Below are 16238 nucleotides of genomic sequence, written 5' to 3' on the forward strand. Positions count from 1 at the left end.
CAGCCTCCAGCCTGCTGCGCTTTTCCTGTGGCTCCGGTCTGGTTCATGGCTGACTCCGACAAGAGGTGATCCCGATTGCCATGTTACCGAACGGAGCTGGTTAGGGAAGAGGGATCGGGCGATTTCTCGGGCAAGATCAATAAATTGGGGGGCCAGCGGGGCCTGCGTCAGGTTGGATAAGAGGGATCTCAAGGCGCAACGCTCAACGCTCAACGCTCAAGGCCCAACGCCCAACATTCACGGTGTATGGATGGGGGAGTGAGCGAGGTCATTGCCCTGCCGAGGGTCATGCGGTGCAGCCGAGAGGGTCGGCGTGGCAAGGGCGAGCAGGTGGTTGGGAGGGGGCGAAAGAGCCGCGAGTTCAGTCGAGGACTCGAATTTGAAACCCGCTCAGACTCCTATGCTCCACCCAAAAGAGGGGCCCGCTGCCGGTGACGGCAGGGGCCCGTTTTTATTGTTAGCGCACGGTCTTGATATGGGATTTGCTTTCCTCCGTGAAGGCTTAGCGGGCCAGCAGGGGTTGGCTGCTGGTCAGGGCGGTGCTGGTTGGTCGGGTGGCGGGATGCTGCTGGAACTGGCGTACCAGCCGCTCCAGATCCCCGAGCTGCTTCACGAGGGCAATGATGCCTTGCACGGCGTGGCGGCTGCCCTGGCTGGAGTCGTCGGCCAGACGCTTGATGTCCAGCACGCTGTGGTGGATGTCCTGGGTGACCAGGGACTGCTCCTGCACCGCCTGGGCTATCTGGTTGCTGCCTGCGGTCACCTGCAACAGGCGTTCGCTTATCTGTTGCAGGATATCGCCGGTGGCGGCGGCCTTGAGGCGGCAACTGGCGGAGAGCTGTTCCCCTTGCGCCATGGCCTGCTGGGCATCGTCGGCGCTGGCCTGCAAGAGGCTTATCATCTGCTGTATCTCGCCGGTGGAGGATTGGGTCTTGATGGCCAGGGTGCGGATTTCGTCCGCCACCACCGAGAAGCCGCGACCGGACTCGCCCGCCCGGGCCGCCTCGATGGCCGCATTGAGGGCCAGCAGGTTGGTCTGGTTGGCGATGTTGTTGATGACGTCCAGGATGCCGTCGATGGCGCGGCACTGGCTGGCTAGCGCCTCTATCACGGCGCGGGAGGTGAGCAGCTCGCCGTGAACCCCTTCCACGGCCGCCACGGTATCGAGCACGCTGCGATTGCCCTCCCGAAACAGCACGGCGGTGTTGTCCAGGCTGTCCGAGGAGGCACTCGAGCTGTGGGAGACCTCGCGAATGGACGCCGTCATCTCGGTGATGGCGGTCGCGACCTGGTTGGTCTGGGCCTGCTGTTGTTGCAGGTTGCCGGTGATGGACTCGGCATTGTTCAGATCCGTCTGCGCCGCCTGCACGATCTGCTGGCAGGTCTGCTGGGTGCGTGCCAGCACCGCATTGAACTCGGCCTGATTCATCTTCATGGCGAGCTCGACGGCAGCCAGACGATCGACCCGGCCGGTATACAGCAGTTGCATCAAGGGGTTGTCGAAACGGTGGCGGGCCAGGGTCTCCAGCCGGGCGAGGCGCCGGGAGAGGATCTGGCAGATGATGAGCGCAACCACCAGGGGCAGGGCGCCGATGAGCAGAGGCCAGCCCGGGCCGTGCTGATAGCCGAGGGTGACCAGGCTGGCCAGCAGCGCCATCAGGCAGAGGTGGATCCCCAGGGTGTGGCAGCAGGGAGGCAGGCGCAGGGCCCGGGGGGTCTTGCCGCGGCGCATCTCTTCATAGACCCGCTCCGCACGCTGCTTGATCGTGTCGTCCGGCGCCGTGCGCACCGACTGGTACTCCACCACCTTGCCGCTTGCGTCCTGAATGGGGGTGACGAAGGCGTTGACCCAGTAGTGCTCCCCGTTCTTGCAGCGGTTCTTGACCGGGCCCATCCAGCTTTTGCCTTCCCGCAGATGGCGCCACATGTCGGCAAACGCCTGGGGCGGCATGTCGGGGTGGCGGACCAGGTTGTGGGGCGCCCCTTGCAGCTCCTCCAGGGTGAAGCCGGCTATCTGGCAGAACTCGTCGTTGGCATAGGTGATGCGGCTCTCCAGATCCGTGGTGGAAATCAGGTTCTGGTGCGACGGGTAGAGGCGCTCACGCTGGGTAACGGGTTGATTGACTCTCATGGTACTTCCTGCCTGACAGAGGAAAGAGAGTCTGGTTGCAATTCGTACACCAGAGTGCCCAAAAACGCTTAAATTGCGCTCTATATGTCTCTTTTGCGCTCAAAACCCGCAGAGGGGGGAACATGGCCCGGGCTCGCGTCCGCCCCTGCCGTCAGGATTCGCTTTTTGGGAGCCGTTTTGGCAATGGCGTGGCGGGTTTCGCAATTTGGCAAGGCGGGGCCGGGGCCTCCGCCAGCCTCAGGCGGGCAGATCCGGCTCGCTGACCTGGGCCGGCATCTGGGTCTCTATCTGCAGGTGAGTGGAGAGCAGGGTCTTCAGATCCTGCAGGTACTCTTCCAGGGGGGGCTCGTCCAGCAGCAGGGCAAGCTCGTTGCCTACGGGGGTGAGCCGGTAATAGAGCAGGGTGAGGTTGCTCTGGCGTTGGCGCAGACGCCAGCGCTGGTTGCCAAAGGCCAGCTCAACCCCGTCGGCGGGCAGGGGACCGGATTCGAGCTCGCCACGGTGCAGCAGCCCGAGATCGCACAGCAGCAGCAGGGCGCTGTAGGGCACCCGGTATTTGCCGAGCCCCATCCGGGTGACCTTGGCGCGACTGAGCAGGCTGGCCCCCTTGTGCATGCCCAGCAGTAGGCGCTGCTCGTCGCTGCCCTCGTAGTGGCAGGAGAGGGCGCAGATGCGCTGGAACAGCTGGGCTTCGCGCTGGGTCATCTCCTTGAGGGTGTTGAGGGCCCGGATGGAGAAGCGGCCCGGGGTCGCCACTTCCAGGGCGAAGATGCGGCCCCACAACTGCTGCATGGGGGTCATGCTGATGTCTTCGGCCAGTTGCAGGAAGCGGGTGAGCCAGTCGCTGTCTATCTCGCCGCCGGCGGCGGTCTCTTCGCAGTGGCGCGCGGCCATCACCATGATGGATTCCAGATTGCGCTGGCGGGTGGCCTGCTCCGCCAGCTGGCGGAAGGTGGCGCGCTGCTCGAAGGTGCTGTCGCTGTTGCGGGTGAGCATGCCATCGATGCCGCGGCTGCGGGCCAGGCGCAGGGTCTGCTCCTGGCTGCTCAGGATGGAACTCTCTTTCTTGGGGGGCAGGTCAGCCATGCTGGCTCCGTGATGGCAAGGTCTGGTAGTGAATGTTACTCCAACCAGATCCATGAACAATCCCTTTGCCGGGGTCGTCACGGGATAAAAAATGGCCTCCCGGGGGAGGCCATCAGGGGCTCACTCTTCGTAGACGCTGACCTCGACCGCGTCCATGGAGTAGGAAGCGGTGGCCATCTCGTGGCTGGAGCTGACGGTGTGCATCTTGCCCTTGACCCAGATGGCGTCCCAGAGGTCATCCACCGGCGCTCCCTTGGGGTAGCTCACGTAGATCACCTGGTTGGTGGGCGGGGGCGGCACGTGAATGCAGGCACCGAAGTAGGGGACCAGCAGGAAGGCGGTGATGGTCTTGGCATCCCCTTCTAGGGGCACCACGAACCCGGGGATCCGTACCTCCTGATTGTCCAGCTTCTTGTTGACGCCCCCCACCGGCTGGGGCACCGAGGAGAAGTCGCCGTCATGGCTGACCTGGGGCGGTGGCAGCAGTTTTTCCCCCTCCGGGATGAGGATATCCCAGTCGATGGTCTTGTAATCTGCAGCCATGGCAGGCAGCACCAGCAGGCTGGCCAGCAGCGCCACTATTTTCCACTTCATCATCTGTTCTTCTCTCTTGGTCGGATGCGTCGGGTCAGACGCGAATGCTCATGCCGTCGCTCAGGCTGTAGCGGTAAGCGCGGGCGGCAGGCAGCAGCCCGATCACCATGCCCGCCAGCCAGACCAGGCCCAGCAGTTGCCACTCATAGGCGCTCGGCAGACCCAGGCTCATTTGCAGGCCATAGTGGCTGAGCAGCCAGGGGCTAGCAAGCCCCTGACCGAGATAGAGCGCGGCCACCCCGAGGGCGATGCCCGCCGTGGTGAGCGCCATCGCCTCCAGCGCCAACAGCAGGAAGAGGTGGGCAGGGCCCGCCCCCAGGGAGCGCAGAATGGCGAGCTCGCGGCGCCGCTCGTTGAGGCCGGCGAGCAGGGTGGTCAGCATGCCGATGAGGCCCGCCACCACCACGAAGCCCGCGATCACCGACAGGGCGGTCTCCGCCACGCTCATCAGCCCCCAGAGCTCCTGCAGAGCGGCTCCCGGCAGGATGGCCATTAGGGGCTCCCTGGGATAGGTGTTGACGCTGCGCTGCAACTGGAACGCCAGGATCCGGTTGCTCAGCCCCACCATGAAGGCGGTGATGGTCTTGGGGGTGAGATCCAGCGCCATCGCCTGTTCCGGGGTCACGTTCTTGCTGTGACGACCGGTGTCCCAGCCCAGGTGGATCGCCTCTATGCCCGCCAGCGGCACATGAATGGTGCGATCGATGGGGGTGCCGGTGGGGGCCAGGATCCCCACCACCTTGAACGGCATGTTGTCGTGCTGGCTGAACGAGGTGTTGCCGGCGCCATGGGCGATGACGATGGATTGATCCAGGTGATAGCCGAGCTTTTCGGCCACCTGGGCACCCAGCACCGCTTCAAACGGTGTTTCGAAGGGGCGGCCTTCGCGCAGGACGAGCGCCTGCTGCTTGCCGTACTTCAGGTGGGTGAAGTAGTCCCCGTTGGTGCCGAGCACGCGAAACCCCTTGTGGGAGTCGCCGAGGGAGAGGGGGATGGTCCAGGCGATACCGGGCCTGGCCTTGATTGCCTGGTAGGAGTCCCAGCCCACGTTGTTGGTGGGGTTGCCGATGCGAAACACCGAATAGAGCAGCAGGTTCACCTGGCCGGAGCGGGCGCCGACGATGAGATCGGTGCCGGAGACGGTGTTGGCGAAGCTGTCCCGTGCCTGACTGCGCACCCGCTCCACCCCGAGCAGCAGGGTGACGCTGATGGCGACGGCCAGCAGGGTGAGCCCGGCGGTGAGGCGACGGGCCCAGAGACTTTGCAGGGCGAGTTTCAGCATGAGAGCCTCCGCAGTGAAGGGGAGATGGCCGGACGGGCTGCGAAATGATGGCGTGTGGTCATGCCGCCCTCCGGTTGAGCTGTTGCAGGTTCTCCACCCGGGGGAAGAGGGGCTCCAGATAGGGATCGTGACTGACGAAGACCAGGGTAGACCCCTGCTTGTCGCACTCCTCGAACAGCAGTCGGATGAAGGCGGCCCGGTTGTCGGTGTCCAGGGCCGAGGTGGGCTCGTCGGCGATCACCAGAGGAGGGGAGCCTATCAGGGCGCGGGCGGCGGCAACCCGCTGCTGCTGGCCGATGCTGAGGGCGTGGACGGGGCGATGGAGCGCCTCATCCGGCAGTTGCAGTTCTGCCAGCAGGCGGCGCGCCTCCTGCTCGGGGCTCCCTGTCAGGCGGGCCCGCTTGGCGGGTGAAAAGGTGAGGGCAGCGGTGACGTTGTCCTGCACCGAGAGAAACGGCAGCAGATTGAACTGCTGGAAGATGTACCCCAGATTGGCCGCCCGGAACTGGTCACGGGCGCGGCCGGAAAGCCGGGCCAGGGGCTGGCCCAGCACCTCCAGGGTGCCGTGGTTGGCGGTCTGGATACCGGCCAGCAACCCGAGCAGGGTGGACTTGCCACAACCCGATGGGCCCTTGATGAAGACGCGCTCACCCTCGTGGATGCGAAGGGCGGGCAGATCGAGGACGGCTTCGTGACCCGGCCAGGCAAAGGCCAGATCACGGATCTCAACCACGGCATGTTTCATGGTGTTACCAGCCCAGTTTGTTGGCGGACGGAGTCAGTTCGGCGGCGGTCTGGCCGGTGGGCAGTATGCCCTGCACGCTCAGCTTCTCCAGGCTCGGGTAGAGGCTGAACAGGGTGGCCTCGAGACCGGTGAGCTTGGCCGGGGTAGCGCAGGTATAGGTGTACATGGCCCCCATATCCGCATGGCCCGCGTCGTCGTGATGGTGTTCATCGTGAGCGCCATCAGCCTTGTCGTGCTCGTGCTCGTGCTCGTGCTCATGGTCATGATCTTCCTTGGCGGCCTGCAGCTCCTGCTGGATCAGCTTGCAGCCGGCGGCCGGGTCGAAACGGAAGAGGGCGTCGGGCTGCTGGAGGCGGGCCACCGCCTTGGCATACTGCGCTTTCTCCTCATCGGTGTTGGCGGCATGCTCGAAGCCCACCAGATCGGCGGCAGGGGCCTGCAACTCGATCATCAGCTGGTTGCCGTCGAGTACCAGGTTGAGGTGACCGTGACCGTGCTCATGGGCACCGTGGCTGTGGCTTTCGTGTTCGTCGTGATGGGCCTGGGCGCCGAAGGCGGCAGCGGCCAGCAACAGGGTGACTGCTTTCATCGTTAATCCTTTTGAATAAATAGAGAAAAGATTGGTTCAAAAAAAGAAACAATGAAGGGGCGGCGGGGCGCGGATACGGCGATGTCCCGTGGTGCCGGTGGCCGCCCTCGGTTGGGGAGTGCCGATATACCGGTCGATGCCAGAGGAGAGGGGAGGGAGTACGGGGGTCGGCGTCAGTGCCAGCTTGCCATCCAGATGCAGGACGCAGAGGGTGCAGGCATGACCGTGATCGGGCAGGGCAGCTTCAAGAGGGTGCTGTGCCAGCGCCGGTTGCATCCACAACCAGCCCAGCAGCAACACCCAGATTGTCAGTGTGGAACGACCCATAGACCCTTGTGGAAAGGGCGCCATCAGCGCCCTTCTCTCTGATTCAGAGATGGGACTGGATGAGCCCCATCACCTTGGTTATCTCGGCGGCATCGAGCTGGCCATCTTTGGCAAACAGCACCTTGCCCTCTTTATCCAGCAGTATGATGGCCGAACTTTCCGGGGTGAGCGCCCAGGCGTTGCGGGCCATCCCCTTGGCATCCAGCACCATGGCGGACCAGGGGAACTCCTTCTTGCTGTCCTCGGCACTGCTCTTCACGAAACCGGACGTGCCCCAGATGGCGTCATTGCTGTTGATGATGGTGACGGTCTGGTACTTGTCGTGGGGCAGCTTGGCCGCCTTGATCGCCTCGATCATGGGGGCATTGAGCTCCTTGGCGCTGGAGCGACCCGCAATGTGCTGGATCAGGAAGACCTTGCCGGTCAGGACCTTGCTCTGCCAGGGCTGATAGCTGATCTCCTTCTCCTTGAGCACCAGCTCCCCCTTGTCGCTGATGTTGACCAGCGGCACCTGGGTTGATTCCTTGATGTTGTGGGCCATGACCAGGGTTGGCAGCAGCGCCAGAGTAAGCACGAGATGTTTCATCCGGATGACACTCCTTTGTGATGTTATAACGATTTTTGGGTCGAGGGAATGGGACCCTGAACATCCTAAACTGATCGGATCTGTTTAAAAAGTGTTAAATAATGCAGGGTGCGACGGTGATCTTGTCAACATGGGCGCCATCCCCCAATGACGGCGGCAAGGATGGCATGTCATCCATCAAAAGCAAGTGATGGTCAGAAGAGGCTAGTAGAGCGGTTCGCTGATCAAGGGAATCTGGGCCATGGTCATCTGCTGGGCCAGCAGGGGAGAACCGGTGAGCAGCACGTGGCGCTGATTGCCGATCACCAGGGTGTCTCCCTCAAGGCCGCTGTCGGCCGTGATGGCGAGCCAGGCCGGCGAGACGCTGCCGATGCTGATGTTCGGATAGATGATGCTGAGGCTGTACTGGGGCGCCAGCTCCGCCAGCAGACTGGCCATGAGCAGCGCCTTCTCGTCGCTGTCGGCCTTGTTGTCCTGCAGGGCCTGCAGGGGCGGAGCGAAGTGGTCCATCTGCTCGGGCGGGGTGGGGATGCCGCTCAGCCACTCCTGCAGCAGGGTGACGCTGGTGGCGAGATCCTTGGCCGAAAACTGCTGTGCCAGGGGTTTGAGGTCTCCCTTGAACTGATAGAACAGCTGGGAGTAGTTGGGGCGCACACAGGGCAGCTTCTGGTTGGCCGGGTGCACGCAGGGCTGGACCCGCATCTCGTAGAAGGCGTCCTCCTGATATTGCCGGTAGGCCTGCCAGAACTGGGCGGATTCGAGGCTGCTGTCGTGCAGGGTAAAGGCCTGTTCCAGGTTGCGGAACTTGGTGGCCGTCTCCGGGCTGTGCTGGTTGATCTGGTTGATGCTGTTGTAGAGGCGCGGACTGATGTAGGAGTAGAGTGTTTCCAGCGGGAAGTTGAGGGCGGTGTCGAGCTGTGTCATCTCGTGACGGCTGGCTGAAAAGGTGCGCTCATCCGCCGTCAATTGCAGGTGCTTTTGCTGACCATCCGCAGATTGCCACTGCCAGCTCAGGTTGATCTCGTTGGCCTGTGCCATGGTGCCGAAGAGCAGACTGCACAGAAAGCCTTGTGCCAGTTTCATGGTGCGCCTCCGCCTGGGTTGATAATAAACAACTAGGTGAGTGACCGGCATTTGGATTGGTCTGGTGACAGATATATTGGTAATTATCTGATCTGACTTTAAATTTAATTCAGGAAATAAGTCATGGGGGAAATCATCATGAAGCTTGTTTCACGGTTTCTGCTGATATTGGTGGCCACGCCGGCGCTGGCGGGGCAGGTCATCGTCAATCAGGGATTGTCCAGCGCGGATACCTTCGCCCTGCGGGATCAGCTGGCCCGGGAGCATGAATGGCAGGAGTGGCTGCGCTTCCAGCAGGCCATCAAGTGGCTGGAGGTGCTGCCGGTCAACTGCGATCTGGTGGGAAGTGCCGGTCAGGAATATCGCTGCGGCGATGACTATTACCGCCCCTATCGGCAAAACGGGCGCGACCTCTATATCCAGGGGGATCCCCCCGGAGCGTCCCCGCAACGACCAATAAAAAAGGCGCCATAAGGCGCCTTTTTTGCGAGGAATACGCTTATTTTGCAGCGTAACGCTCGGCAGAGGTCTTGATCTCGGCTTCGGCAGCGGCCTTGTCGCCCCAACCTTCCACCTTGACCCACTTGCCCGCTTCCAGCTCTTTGTAGCGCTCGAAGAAGTGCTGGATCTGGGCTTTCAGCAGCTCGGGCAGATCGTTCACATCCTGGATGTGATCGTACTGCTTGGTCAGCTTGGAGTGGGGAACGGCCACGATCTTGGCGTCTTCACCAGATTCGTCGGTCATCTTCAGCACACCGACCGGGCGGCAGCGGATGACGGAGCCGGCCAGCAGCGGGTAGGGAGTCGGAACCAGCACGTCGACCGGATCCCCGTCCAGGGACAGGGTGGCGTTCACGTAACCGTAGTTGCACGGGTAGAACATCGGGGTGGACATGAAACGGTCAACGAAGATGGCGCCGCTGTCCTTGTCGACTTCGTATTTGATCGGGTCGGCGTTCTGCGGGATTTCGATGATGACGTAGATGTCGTCAGGCAGGCTCTTGCCGGCCGGTACCAGGTTCAGGCTCATGACGTTTCCTTTGAGTGTTGGAGTCAAGTTTGCAGGCCGACATTATAGCGATGTCCCGTCAAATGACCATATTTCAAGGGCCGGGTGGCGTGCTGGAGGGTGGCTTTTCCCCGCGCTTGCCCGATTTCTGTCGTCTGCGGGCACCGATGCCTTCGCTCCCCATGGGCGCGGCTTGTGCCACCGGGTCAACAGACCCTAGAATGCGCACTCCCTTTACTGGAAAAGGCAGCGGTATGCACATTCACATTCTCGGGATCTGCGGCACCTTCATGGGTGGTCTGGCGGTGTTGGCAAAACAGCTTGGCTATCGGGTGACCGGCTCCGACGCCAACGTCTATCCCCCCATGAGCACCCAGCTCGAGCAACAGGGCATCGAACTGACCGAAGGCTACGACCCCTCCCAGCTCGATCCGGCGCCGGATCTGGTAGTGATCGGCAATGCCATGAGCCGTGGCAACCCCTGTGTGGAATATGTGCTGGACCGCAATCTGCCCTATATCTCCGGCCCCCAGTGGCTGCTGGAGCACGTGCTGAAAGATCGCTGGGTGCTGGCCGTCGCGGGCACCCATGGCAAGACCACCACCGCCAGCATGCTGGCCTGGGTGCTGGAGTATGCCAAGCTGGAACCCGGTTTCCTCATAGGCGGCGTGCCGGGCAACTTCCCGGTTTCCGCCCGTCTCGGCTCGGCTCCCTTCTTTGTGATTGAAGCGGACGAATATGACTGCGCCTTCTTCGACAAGCGATCCAAGTTTGTCCACTACCACCCGCGCACCCTGGTGATGAACAACCTGGAGTTCGACCACGCTGACATCTTCCCGGATCTCGCCGCCATCCAGCGCCAGTTCCACCACCTGATGCGCACCGTGCCGAGCAACGGCCGGGTGCTCTTCCCCAAAGGCGATGACAACCTTACCGCCGTGCGCGAGATGGGCTGCTGGAGCGAGGTGGAGCTGGTGGGCCAGGACGACGCCAAGTGGAAGGCGGTGAAGCTGGCCGATGACGGCTCCGCCTTCGAGGTGTGGCTGGATGGGGTCAAGCAGGGGGAGGTGCACTGGGAGTGCATCGGAGAGCACAACGTCAACAACGGTCTGATGGCCATCGCCGCCGCCCGTCATGCCGGTGTCATGGTGGAGCACGGGCTCAACGCCCTCTGCCAGTTCAAGTCCCCCAAGCGGCGCATGGAGCTGAAAGGGGAAGTGGCCGGCATCAGCGTCTACGATGACTTCGCCCACCACCCCACCGCCATCGAGACCACCCTGGGTGGACTGCGCGCCAAGGTGGGCAAGGCCCGCATCCTGGCAGTGCTGGAGCCCCGCTCCAACACCATGAAGCTCGGGGTTCACAAGGAGGAGCTGGCCGGTTGCTTCGACGGTGCCGACCAGGTGTTCTTCTTCCAGCCCCCCAACATCGGCTGGGATCTGGGGGAGGTGACGGCCCACATGACCCGGCCTGCCCGGGTATTCGAGGCCCTTGATGCCCTGATTGGCGCCCTGGTGGCCGAGAGCCGCCCAGGGGATCATATTCTGATCATGAGCAACGGCGGGTTCGGCGGCATTCACGACAAGCTGATCGCCCGCCTCAAGGAGCTGCAGAGCGCATCATGAACAAGGCCATCACCCTGGCGCTGACCGGCGCCTCCGGCGCTCCCTATGCCCTGCGCCTGCTGGAATGCCTGGTGCAGGCGGACTATCGGGTCTTCCTGCTCGCCTCCTCGGCGGCCAGGGTTGTGCTCAAGACCGAGCAGCAGCAGGATTGGCCGGGCTCCCCCAAGGAGCTGTCGGCGTACCTCTGTCGCCATTATGGTGCCAAAGAGGGTCAGATCGTCGCCTGTGGCAAGGAGGAGTGGTTCTCGCCGGTGGCTTCCGGCTCGGCGGCGCCCAAACAGATGGTGGTCTGCCCCTGCTCCATGGGTACCGTCTCGGCCATTGCCAACGGCACCTCGGACAACCTGCTGGAGCGCGCGGCGGACGTGGTGATCAAGGAGCGGGGCCAGCTGATTCTGGTGCCCCGGGAGAGCCCCTTCTCGGCGATCCATCTGGAGAACATGCTCAAGCTTGCCCGTCTTGGCGTGACCATCATGCCGGCGGCGCCAGGGTTCTACCATGAACCCAAAAGCATCGAAGATCTGGTGGACTTCATGGTCGCCCGCATCCTCGACCACCTGGGTGTCGAGCATGAGTTGACCAGTCGCTGGGGTTATGCAAACCACTGATACGGCGGGGAGCGGACAAAAAAGCGGCGCCGGGCTGTAAAGCCCGGCGCCGCTTTGTCAACATCTGCGCGAGTCAGCTGGCCTGGATGGGGGCCGTCACGTACTTGAACAGGAAATCCGTCACCTCTTCCCGGCTCGGACGCTGCGGCTGATTGATCATCTGCATCATCACATAGCCAAAACCGGTCAGGGAGCGGGCCAGATCCTGCGCCGACAGCACGCTCTGGATCTCGCCGTTGTCGATGGCCCGTTGCAGGTGGGGGGCAATGCGCTCCAGCGCCTTGTCCAGCAGCCGGGTGTAGCGAGGCCACACTTCTTCCCGCACCGAGGAGCTCCACTCCAGCCAGATGCTGGCGTGATCGGGCTTGTCATAGGCGGCGTCAACGAACAGCTTCACGTGGCGGTGAATGCTCTCCCTGGCGGAGCCCTGACCGTTGTAGGCCTGTTCGAGGATCTGCTGTACGAAGGCTTCGATTTCTGTCAGCACTTCGTCGACCAGATCTTCACGAGTATTGAAATAGTTAAAAACGGTCGCAACCGAGACCTTTGCCTGTTCGGCTATTTCGGCATGCCCCGCACGGCCGATGCCGCGACGGGAAAATACCTCGACGGCACACTCCATCAATTGATCACGGCGAGCCTCCGGCGAAAGCCGGGTTCGACGTCTTATTTCTGCGCGTGGTTCCATAGTTTTTTCATCTAATAGTTATTGATTATGGTGTTTATAGTATTGTCACCGATAATGCCCGAAGGCTTGCTAACTCTATCAATTAAAATAAGCCGATAAAAGCATCACGTATGCCTGACGCCCACTGGTTGGAGTGGTAGAATCCTCGGTTTTGACGTTAATGAACGGCCAATAACCCTTTGGTCATTATTGGAGTATGTGATGAAACACATTGTCGAGGTGATGATCCCCGAGGCCGAGGTTGCAGCCCGGATCGCCACGCTGGGTGAAGAGATTACCGCCCGTTACCAGGGCTCCGAGGAAGTGGTCATGATCGGCCTGCTGCGCGGCTCCTGCGTCTTCCTGGCGGATCTCTGCCGTCAGTGCCAGTTGCCCATCACTCTGGACTTTATGACTGCCTCCAGCTATGGCTCCGGCATGCACAGCACCCGTGACGTGCGCATCCTCAAGGATCTGGATGACGACATCAAAGGCAAGGACGTGGTGATCGTGGAGGACATCATCGACACCGGTTACACCCTCAACAAGGTGCGCGAGATCCTCTCCCTGCGCGAGCCGAAATCCCTGGCCATCTGCACCCTGCTGGACAAACCGTCCCGCCGCGAGGTTCAGGTACCGGTGGACTGGCTTGGCTTCTCCATCCCGGACGAGTTCGTGGTGGGCTGTGGCATTGACTACGCCCAGAAGTACCGTAACCTGCCTTTCATTGGCAAGGTGGTACCGCAAGAGTAAGCCGGGTCCGAAGTAGCAAGGCAGGCTGGCCGGCCCGCCATCGACTGTCTTCAGGCGGCGTCACAGCCGCCTTTTCTGTCTCGAGATGGGCTCATCCATCACAGGGGTTGCAATGAACGCATTGGAAATCAGCGGTCTGAAGAAGACCTATCAGGGGGGCGTCGAAGCCCTCAAGGGCATCGATCTCACCGTCAAACAGGGGGATTTCTTCGCCCTGCTCGGTCCCAACGGGGCGGGCAAATCCACCACCATCGGCGTGATCAGCTCACTGGTCAACAAGAGTGCCGGCAAGGTGAAGGTATTCGGTCATGACATCGATACCGATCTGGAGCTGGCCAAGTCCCAGCTCGGTCTGGTGCCCCAGGAGTTCAACTTCAGCCAGTTCGAGAAGGTGAGCCAGATAGTGACTCACCAGGCCGGTTTCTATGGAGTGCCGCGGGCCGAGGCCAAGGTGCGCGCCGAGAAGTACCTGCGCCAGCTCGATCTGTGGGACAAGCGCGACATGGCGGCTCGCACTCTCTCCGGTGGCATGAAGCGCCGATTGATGATCGCCCGCGCCCTGATGCATGAGCCCAAGCTGCTGATCCTGGATGAGCCGACCGCCGGGGTGGACATCGAGATCCGCCGTTCCATGTGGAGTTTCCTCAAGGATCTCAACGAGCAGGGGGTGACCATCATCCTGACCACCCACTACTTGGAAGAGGCCGAGATGCTGTGCCGCAACATCGGCATCATCGACAAGGGGCGCCTCATCGAGAACACCAGCATGAAGAGCCTGCTCGGCAAGCTGGGTCGCGAGACCTTCCTGCTGGATCTGGTGCCGGGTTCCACCGTACCGGCCCTGCCCGAGTTCAACGGCCGGATGCAGGATGAGAACACCCTGGAAGTGGAGCTGGAGAAGAGCCAGTCCCTCAACAGCCTGTTCGAGCAGCTCTCCGCCCAGGGGGTGAAGGTGCTCAGCATGCGCAACAAGGCGAACCGGCTGGAAGAGCTGTTCGTCAATCTGGTAGAGGAGGGTCGCAAAGCATGAACCCCATGACCTATTACATCGCCTTCAAGAGCATTCTGGCCAAGGAAGTGAGCCGCTTCACCCGGATCTGGATCCAGACCCTGGTGCCGCCCGCCATCACCATGAGCCTCTACTTCGTCATCTTCGGCAACCTCATCGGCTCGCGCATCGGTGACATGGGTGGCTTCAGCTACATGGAGTTCATCGTGCCCGGCCTCATCATGATGTCGGTCATCACCAACTCCTACTCCAACGTCGCCTCCTCCTTCTACAGCGCCAAGTTCCAGCGCAACGTTGAGGAGCTGCTGGTGGCGCCGGTGCCCAACTACATCATCATCGCGGGGTATGTGGGCGGTGGCGTGGCGCGCGGCCTCTGTGTCGGCCTCATCGTCACCCTGGTGTCGCTGTTCTTCGTGCCGCTGCAGATCCATCACCTGTTCAGCGTCTGCGTGACCGTGCTGCTCACCTCCATCCTCTTCTCCCTGGGGGGGCTCATCAACGCGGTGTTCGCGAAGTCGTTCGATGACATCAGCATCATCCCGACCTTCATCCTGACTCCCCTGACCTATCTGGGGGGCGTCTTCTACTCCATCACCCTGCTGCCGCCGTTCTGGCAGGGGGTTTCCCAGGTGAATCCCATCATCTACATGGTGAACGCGTTCCGCTACGGCTTCCTCGGGATCTCCGACGTGCCCCTCGGCACCGCCTATCTCATCATCATCGGCTTCATCCTGGTACTCTACGGGATGGCCTGGTGGCTCATCTCCCGCGGCACCGGTCTGCGCCACTGAGGCGCACACCTGCCAGCAAAAAGGCGCCCTCGGGCGCCTTTTTATTTGCACATGTCGGCCTCAGAGGGCCGGGGCATCGTAGTCCGCGGGCTCGTCGCTGTAGACGCAGACGTTCCACTTGGCCGCGAGGCCATCATCTGCGAGGCAGTAGCGCTCGAAGAAGGCCTTGATACCGGCGCGCTGGCAGTGGGCCTCGAAGCTCGCCATGTCGCGCCAGATCTCGTTGAAGACGATGGGGAAGCTCTCCCCCTCGGCAAAGGGGCTCTGGATATGGCGGGTGACGATGTACTGCAGGCAGCCATCTTCACGCAGGGTGTCGGGTTCGAGCCCTTGCAGGACGCGGAACAGGGCCTGCTCCTGGCCCGGCTTGGGCTGGAACTGGGCGATGCAGTAAACCTTCTTGGACATCGTGGTCTCCTTGCCGTGTCTCAACCCCGCAGGGCGACGACCCGGTTGTCGATGAGGCGGGCCTTGCCCAGATAGGCGGCCATCAGGATCACCAGGCGCTGGCTCTCGGCGCTGGCGGATTCCAGGGTGTCGGCATCGACGATGTCGATGGCATCCGTCCTGAATCCCGCGTTGTCGAGGCGTTGGCTGGCCTGGGCAACCTGGGAGGGGAGGTGACTGTTCCCCGCTTCAATCTGCTCGGCAATCCAGTTCATGGTGCGCGCGAGCTCGGGGGCGATGGCCCGTTCGGCAGCGGTCAGATAGCCGTTGCGCGAAGAGAGGGCCAGCCCGTCTTCGGCCCGCACGGTCGGCACGCCCACGATCTCGATGGGCATGGCCATGTCGGCCACCATCTTGCGAATGAGCGCGAGCTGCTGGTAATCCTTCTCGCCAAAGCAGGCCACGTTCGGTTGTACTAGATTGAACAGCTTGGTGACCACGGTACTGACCCCGCGAAAATGCCCCGGACGCAGCGCCCCTTCCAGCAGGCTGGAGATGCCGGGCACCTCGACGAAGGTGTGGCTGGCGAGCCCCTGGGGATACATGATCTCCGGCGTCGGGGTGAAGACCAAGTCCACACCGGCGGCCTCCAGGGCGGCGCAATCCTGCTCCAGGGTGCGGGGGTAGTTGGCGAGATCCTCGGCCTTGTCGAACTGCAAGGGGTTCACAAAGATGCTGACTACCACTTTGTCGCCATGGCGGCGGGCCTCCTCGACCAGGGTGAGATGACCCTGATGCAGATTGCCCATGGTGGGCACGAATGCGATGGCGCGGCCTTCGCGATGCCATTGACCGATCTGCTCGCGCAGCGCGGCGGGATTGTTCACAACCAACATCGTCAGTTCACCTTCAGATGAATCAATAAAAGAGGGGGTCGTCAGGGGGGAGGGCGAGACGGGGGCACAG

General features: G+C 62.2%; 19 protein-coding genes. 6 read left to right on the forward strand and 13 right to left on the reverse strand.

Features of this window, described 5'->3' with window-relative positions; translation table 11 throughout:
- Positions 1-502 precede the first annotated feature (502 nt).
- The 9 genes from OKC41_RS05635 to OKC41_RS05675 form a co-directional block, all read right to left on the reverse strand.
- The gene (locus OKC41_RS05635; RefSeq protein ID WP_270671779.1) at positions 503-2131 is read right to left on the reverse strand and encodes a PAS domain-containing methyl-accepting chemotaxis protein; all 1629 of its coding nucleotides are present in this window, start codon (positions 2129-2131) and stop codon (positions 503-505) included.
- A gap of 237 nt (positions 2132-2368) precedes the next feature.
- Entirely contained in the window at positions 2369-3217 is an 849-nt protein-coding gene (locus tag OKC41_RS05640; protein WP_270671780.1) for a TIGR03899 family protein, read from the reverse strand.
- Between the two features lie 120 nt (positions 3218-3337).
- Entirely contained in the window at positions 3338-3814 is a 477-nt protein-coding gene (locus OKC41_RS05645; RefSeq protein ID WP_010675589.1) for a DUF3299 domain-containing protein, read from the reverse strand.
- A 31-nt stretch (positions 3815-3845) separates the two neighbouring features.
- The gene (locus OKC41_RS05650; RefSeq protein ID WP_042880464.1) at positions 3846-5093 is read right to left on the reverse strand and encodes an ABC transporter permease; all 1248 of its coding nucleotides are present in this window, start codon (positions 5091-5093) and stop codon (positions 3846-3848) included.
- A gap of 58 nt (positions 5094-5151) precedes the next feature.
- Entirely contained in the window at positions 5152-5838 is a 687-nt protein-coding gene (locus tag OKC41_RS05655; RefSeq protein ID WP_039040841.1) for an ABC transporter ATP-binding protein, read from the reverse strand.
- A gap of 4 nt (positions 5839-5842) precedes the next feature.
- A complete protein-coding gene (locus tag OKC41_RS05660; protein WP_270671781.1) occupies positions 5843-6427 on the reverse strand; it encodes a DUF2796 domain-containing protein in 585 nt (194 codons plus the stop codon).
- 36 nt (positions 6428-6463) lie between these two features.
- Entirely contained in the window at positions 6464-6754 is a 291-nt protein-coding gene (locus tag OKC41_RS05665) for a hypothetical protein (protein ID WP_080768013.1), read from the reverse strand.
- Positions 6755-6797: 43 nt separating this feature from the next.
- Positions 6798-7340, reverse strand: a complete 543-nt coding sequence (locus OKC41_RS05670) for a YtfJ family protein (protein ID WP_010675585.1) — start codon at positions 7338-7340, stop codon at positions 6798-6800.
- A 204-nt stretch (positions 7341-7544) separates the two neighbouring features.
- Positions 7545-8423 (reverse strand): hypothetical protein, encoded by an 879-nt coding sequence (locus tag OKC41_RS05675; RefSeq protein WP_010675584.1) that lies wholly within the window; start codon positions 8421-8423, stop codon positions 7545-7547.
- A gap of 123 nt (positions 8424-8546) precedes the next feature.
- Between OKC41_RS05675 and OKC41_RS05680 the strand changes: the two genes are divergently transcribed.
- On the forward strand, positions 8547-8897 hold the full coding sequence (locus OKC41_RS05680) for a hypothetical protein (RefSeq protein WP_270671782.1): 351 nt from the start codon (positions 8547-8549) through the stop codon (positions 8895-8897).
- Between the two features lie 25 nt (positions 8898-8922).
- Here the strand turns inward: OKC41_RS05680 and ppa are convergent, their stop codons facing one another.
- Complete coding sequence (ppa, locus tag OKC41_RS05685; protein ID WP_005335667.1) at positions 8923-9453, reverse strand: inorganic diphosphatase; 531 nt, start codon at positions 9451-9453, stop codon at positions 8923-8925.
- Positions 9454-9686: 233 nt separating this feature from the next.
- Here ppa and mpl point away from each other — a divergent pair, with 233 nt between their 5' ends.
- Together mpl and OKC41_RS05695 are read left to right on the forward strand one after the other, a co-directional pair.
- Positions 9687-11057, forward strand: coding sequence for a UDP-N-acetylmuramate:L-alanyl-gamma-D-glutamyl-meso-diaminopimelate ligase (gene mpl / locus OKC41_RS05690; protein ID WP_270671783.1), 1371 nt, complete (start codon positions 9687-9689; stop codon positions 11055-11057).
- The gene (locus OKC41_RS05695) at positions 11054-11665 is read left to right on the forward strand and encodes a flavin prenyltransferase UbiX (RefSeq protein WP_167826065.1); all 612 of its coding nucleotides are present in this window, start codon (positions 11054-11056) and stop codon (positions 11663-11665) included. The genes mpl and OKC41_RS05695 overlap by 4 nt, the downstream gene beginning before the upstream one ends.
- A gap of 73 nt (positions 11666-11738) precedes the next feature.
- Here OKC41_RS05695 and OKC41_RS05700 read toward each other — a convergent pair whose 3' ends face one another.
- Positions 11739-12353, reverse strand: a complete 615-nt coding sequence (locus OKC41_RS05700; protein WP_029314803.1) for a TetR/AcrR family transcriptional regulator — start codon at positions 12351-12353, stop codon at positions 11739-11741.
- Positions 12354-12554: 201 nt separating this feature from the next.
- Between OKC41_RS05700 and hpt the strand changes: the two genes are divergently transcribed.
- The 3 genes from hpt (at position 12555) to OKC41_RS05715 (ending at position 14885) form a co-directional block, all read left to right on the forward strand.
- On the forward strand, positions 12555-13085 hold the full coding sequence (gene hpt, locus OKC41_RS05705; RefSeq protein WP_010675579.1) for a hypoxanthine phosphoribosyltransferase: 531 nt from the start codon (positions 12555-12557) through the stop codon (positions 13083-13085).
- Between the two features lie 112 nt (positions 13086-13197).
- On the forward strand, positions 13198-14115 hold the full coding sequence (locus OKC41_RS05710; RefSeq protein WP_039040845.1) for an ABC transporter ATP-binding protein: 918 nt from the start codon (positions 13198-13200) through the stop codon (positions 14113-14115).
- Positions 14112-14885 carry an ABC transporter permease gene (locus OKC41_RS05715; protein WP_010675577.1) on the forward strand — a complete coding sequence of 258 codons (774 nt, stop codon included), beginning with the start codon at positions 14112-14114 and terminating at the stop codon, positions 14883-14885. Before OKC41_RS05710 ends, OKC41_RS05715 begins: the two co-directional genes overlap by 4 nt.
- Before the next feature lie 60 nt (positions 14886-14945).
- On the opposite strand, the gene OKC41_RS05720 is transcribed toward OKC41_RS05715, so the two are convergent.
- Both OKC41_RS05720 and panC read right to left on the reverse strand, forming a co-directional pair.
- On the reverse strand, positions 14946-15293 hold the full coding sequence (locus OKC41_RS05720) for a putative quinol monooxygenase (RefSeq protein ID WP_010675576.1): 348 nt from the start codon (positions 15291-15293) through the stop codon (positions 14946-14948).
- 20 nt (positions 15294-15313) lie between these two features.
- A complete protein-coding gene (gene panC, locus OKC41_RS05725; RefSeq protein ID WP_270671784.1) occupies positions 15314-16168 on the reverse strand; it encodes a pantoate--beta-alanine ligase in 855 nt (284 codons plus the stop codon).
- Positions 16169-16238 lie beyond the last annotated feature (70 nt).

Source organism: Aeromonas sp. QDB17 (assembly GCF_027705305.1).
Taxonomy (GTDB): domain Bacteria; phylum Pseudomonadota; class Gammaproteobacteria; order Enterobacterales; family Aeromonadaceae; genus Aeromonas; species Aeromonas caviae.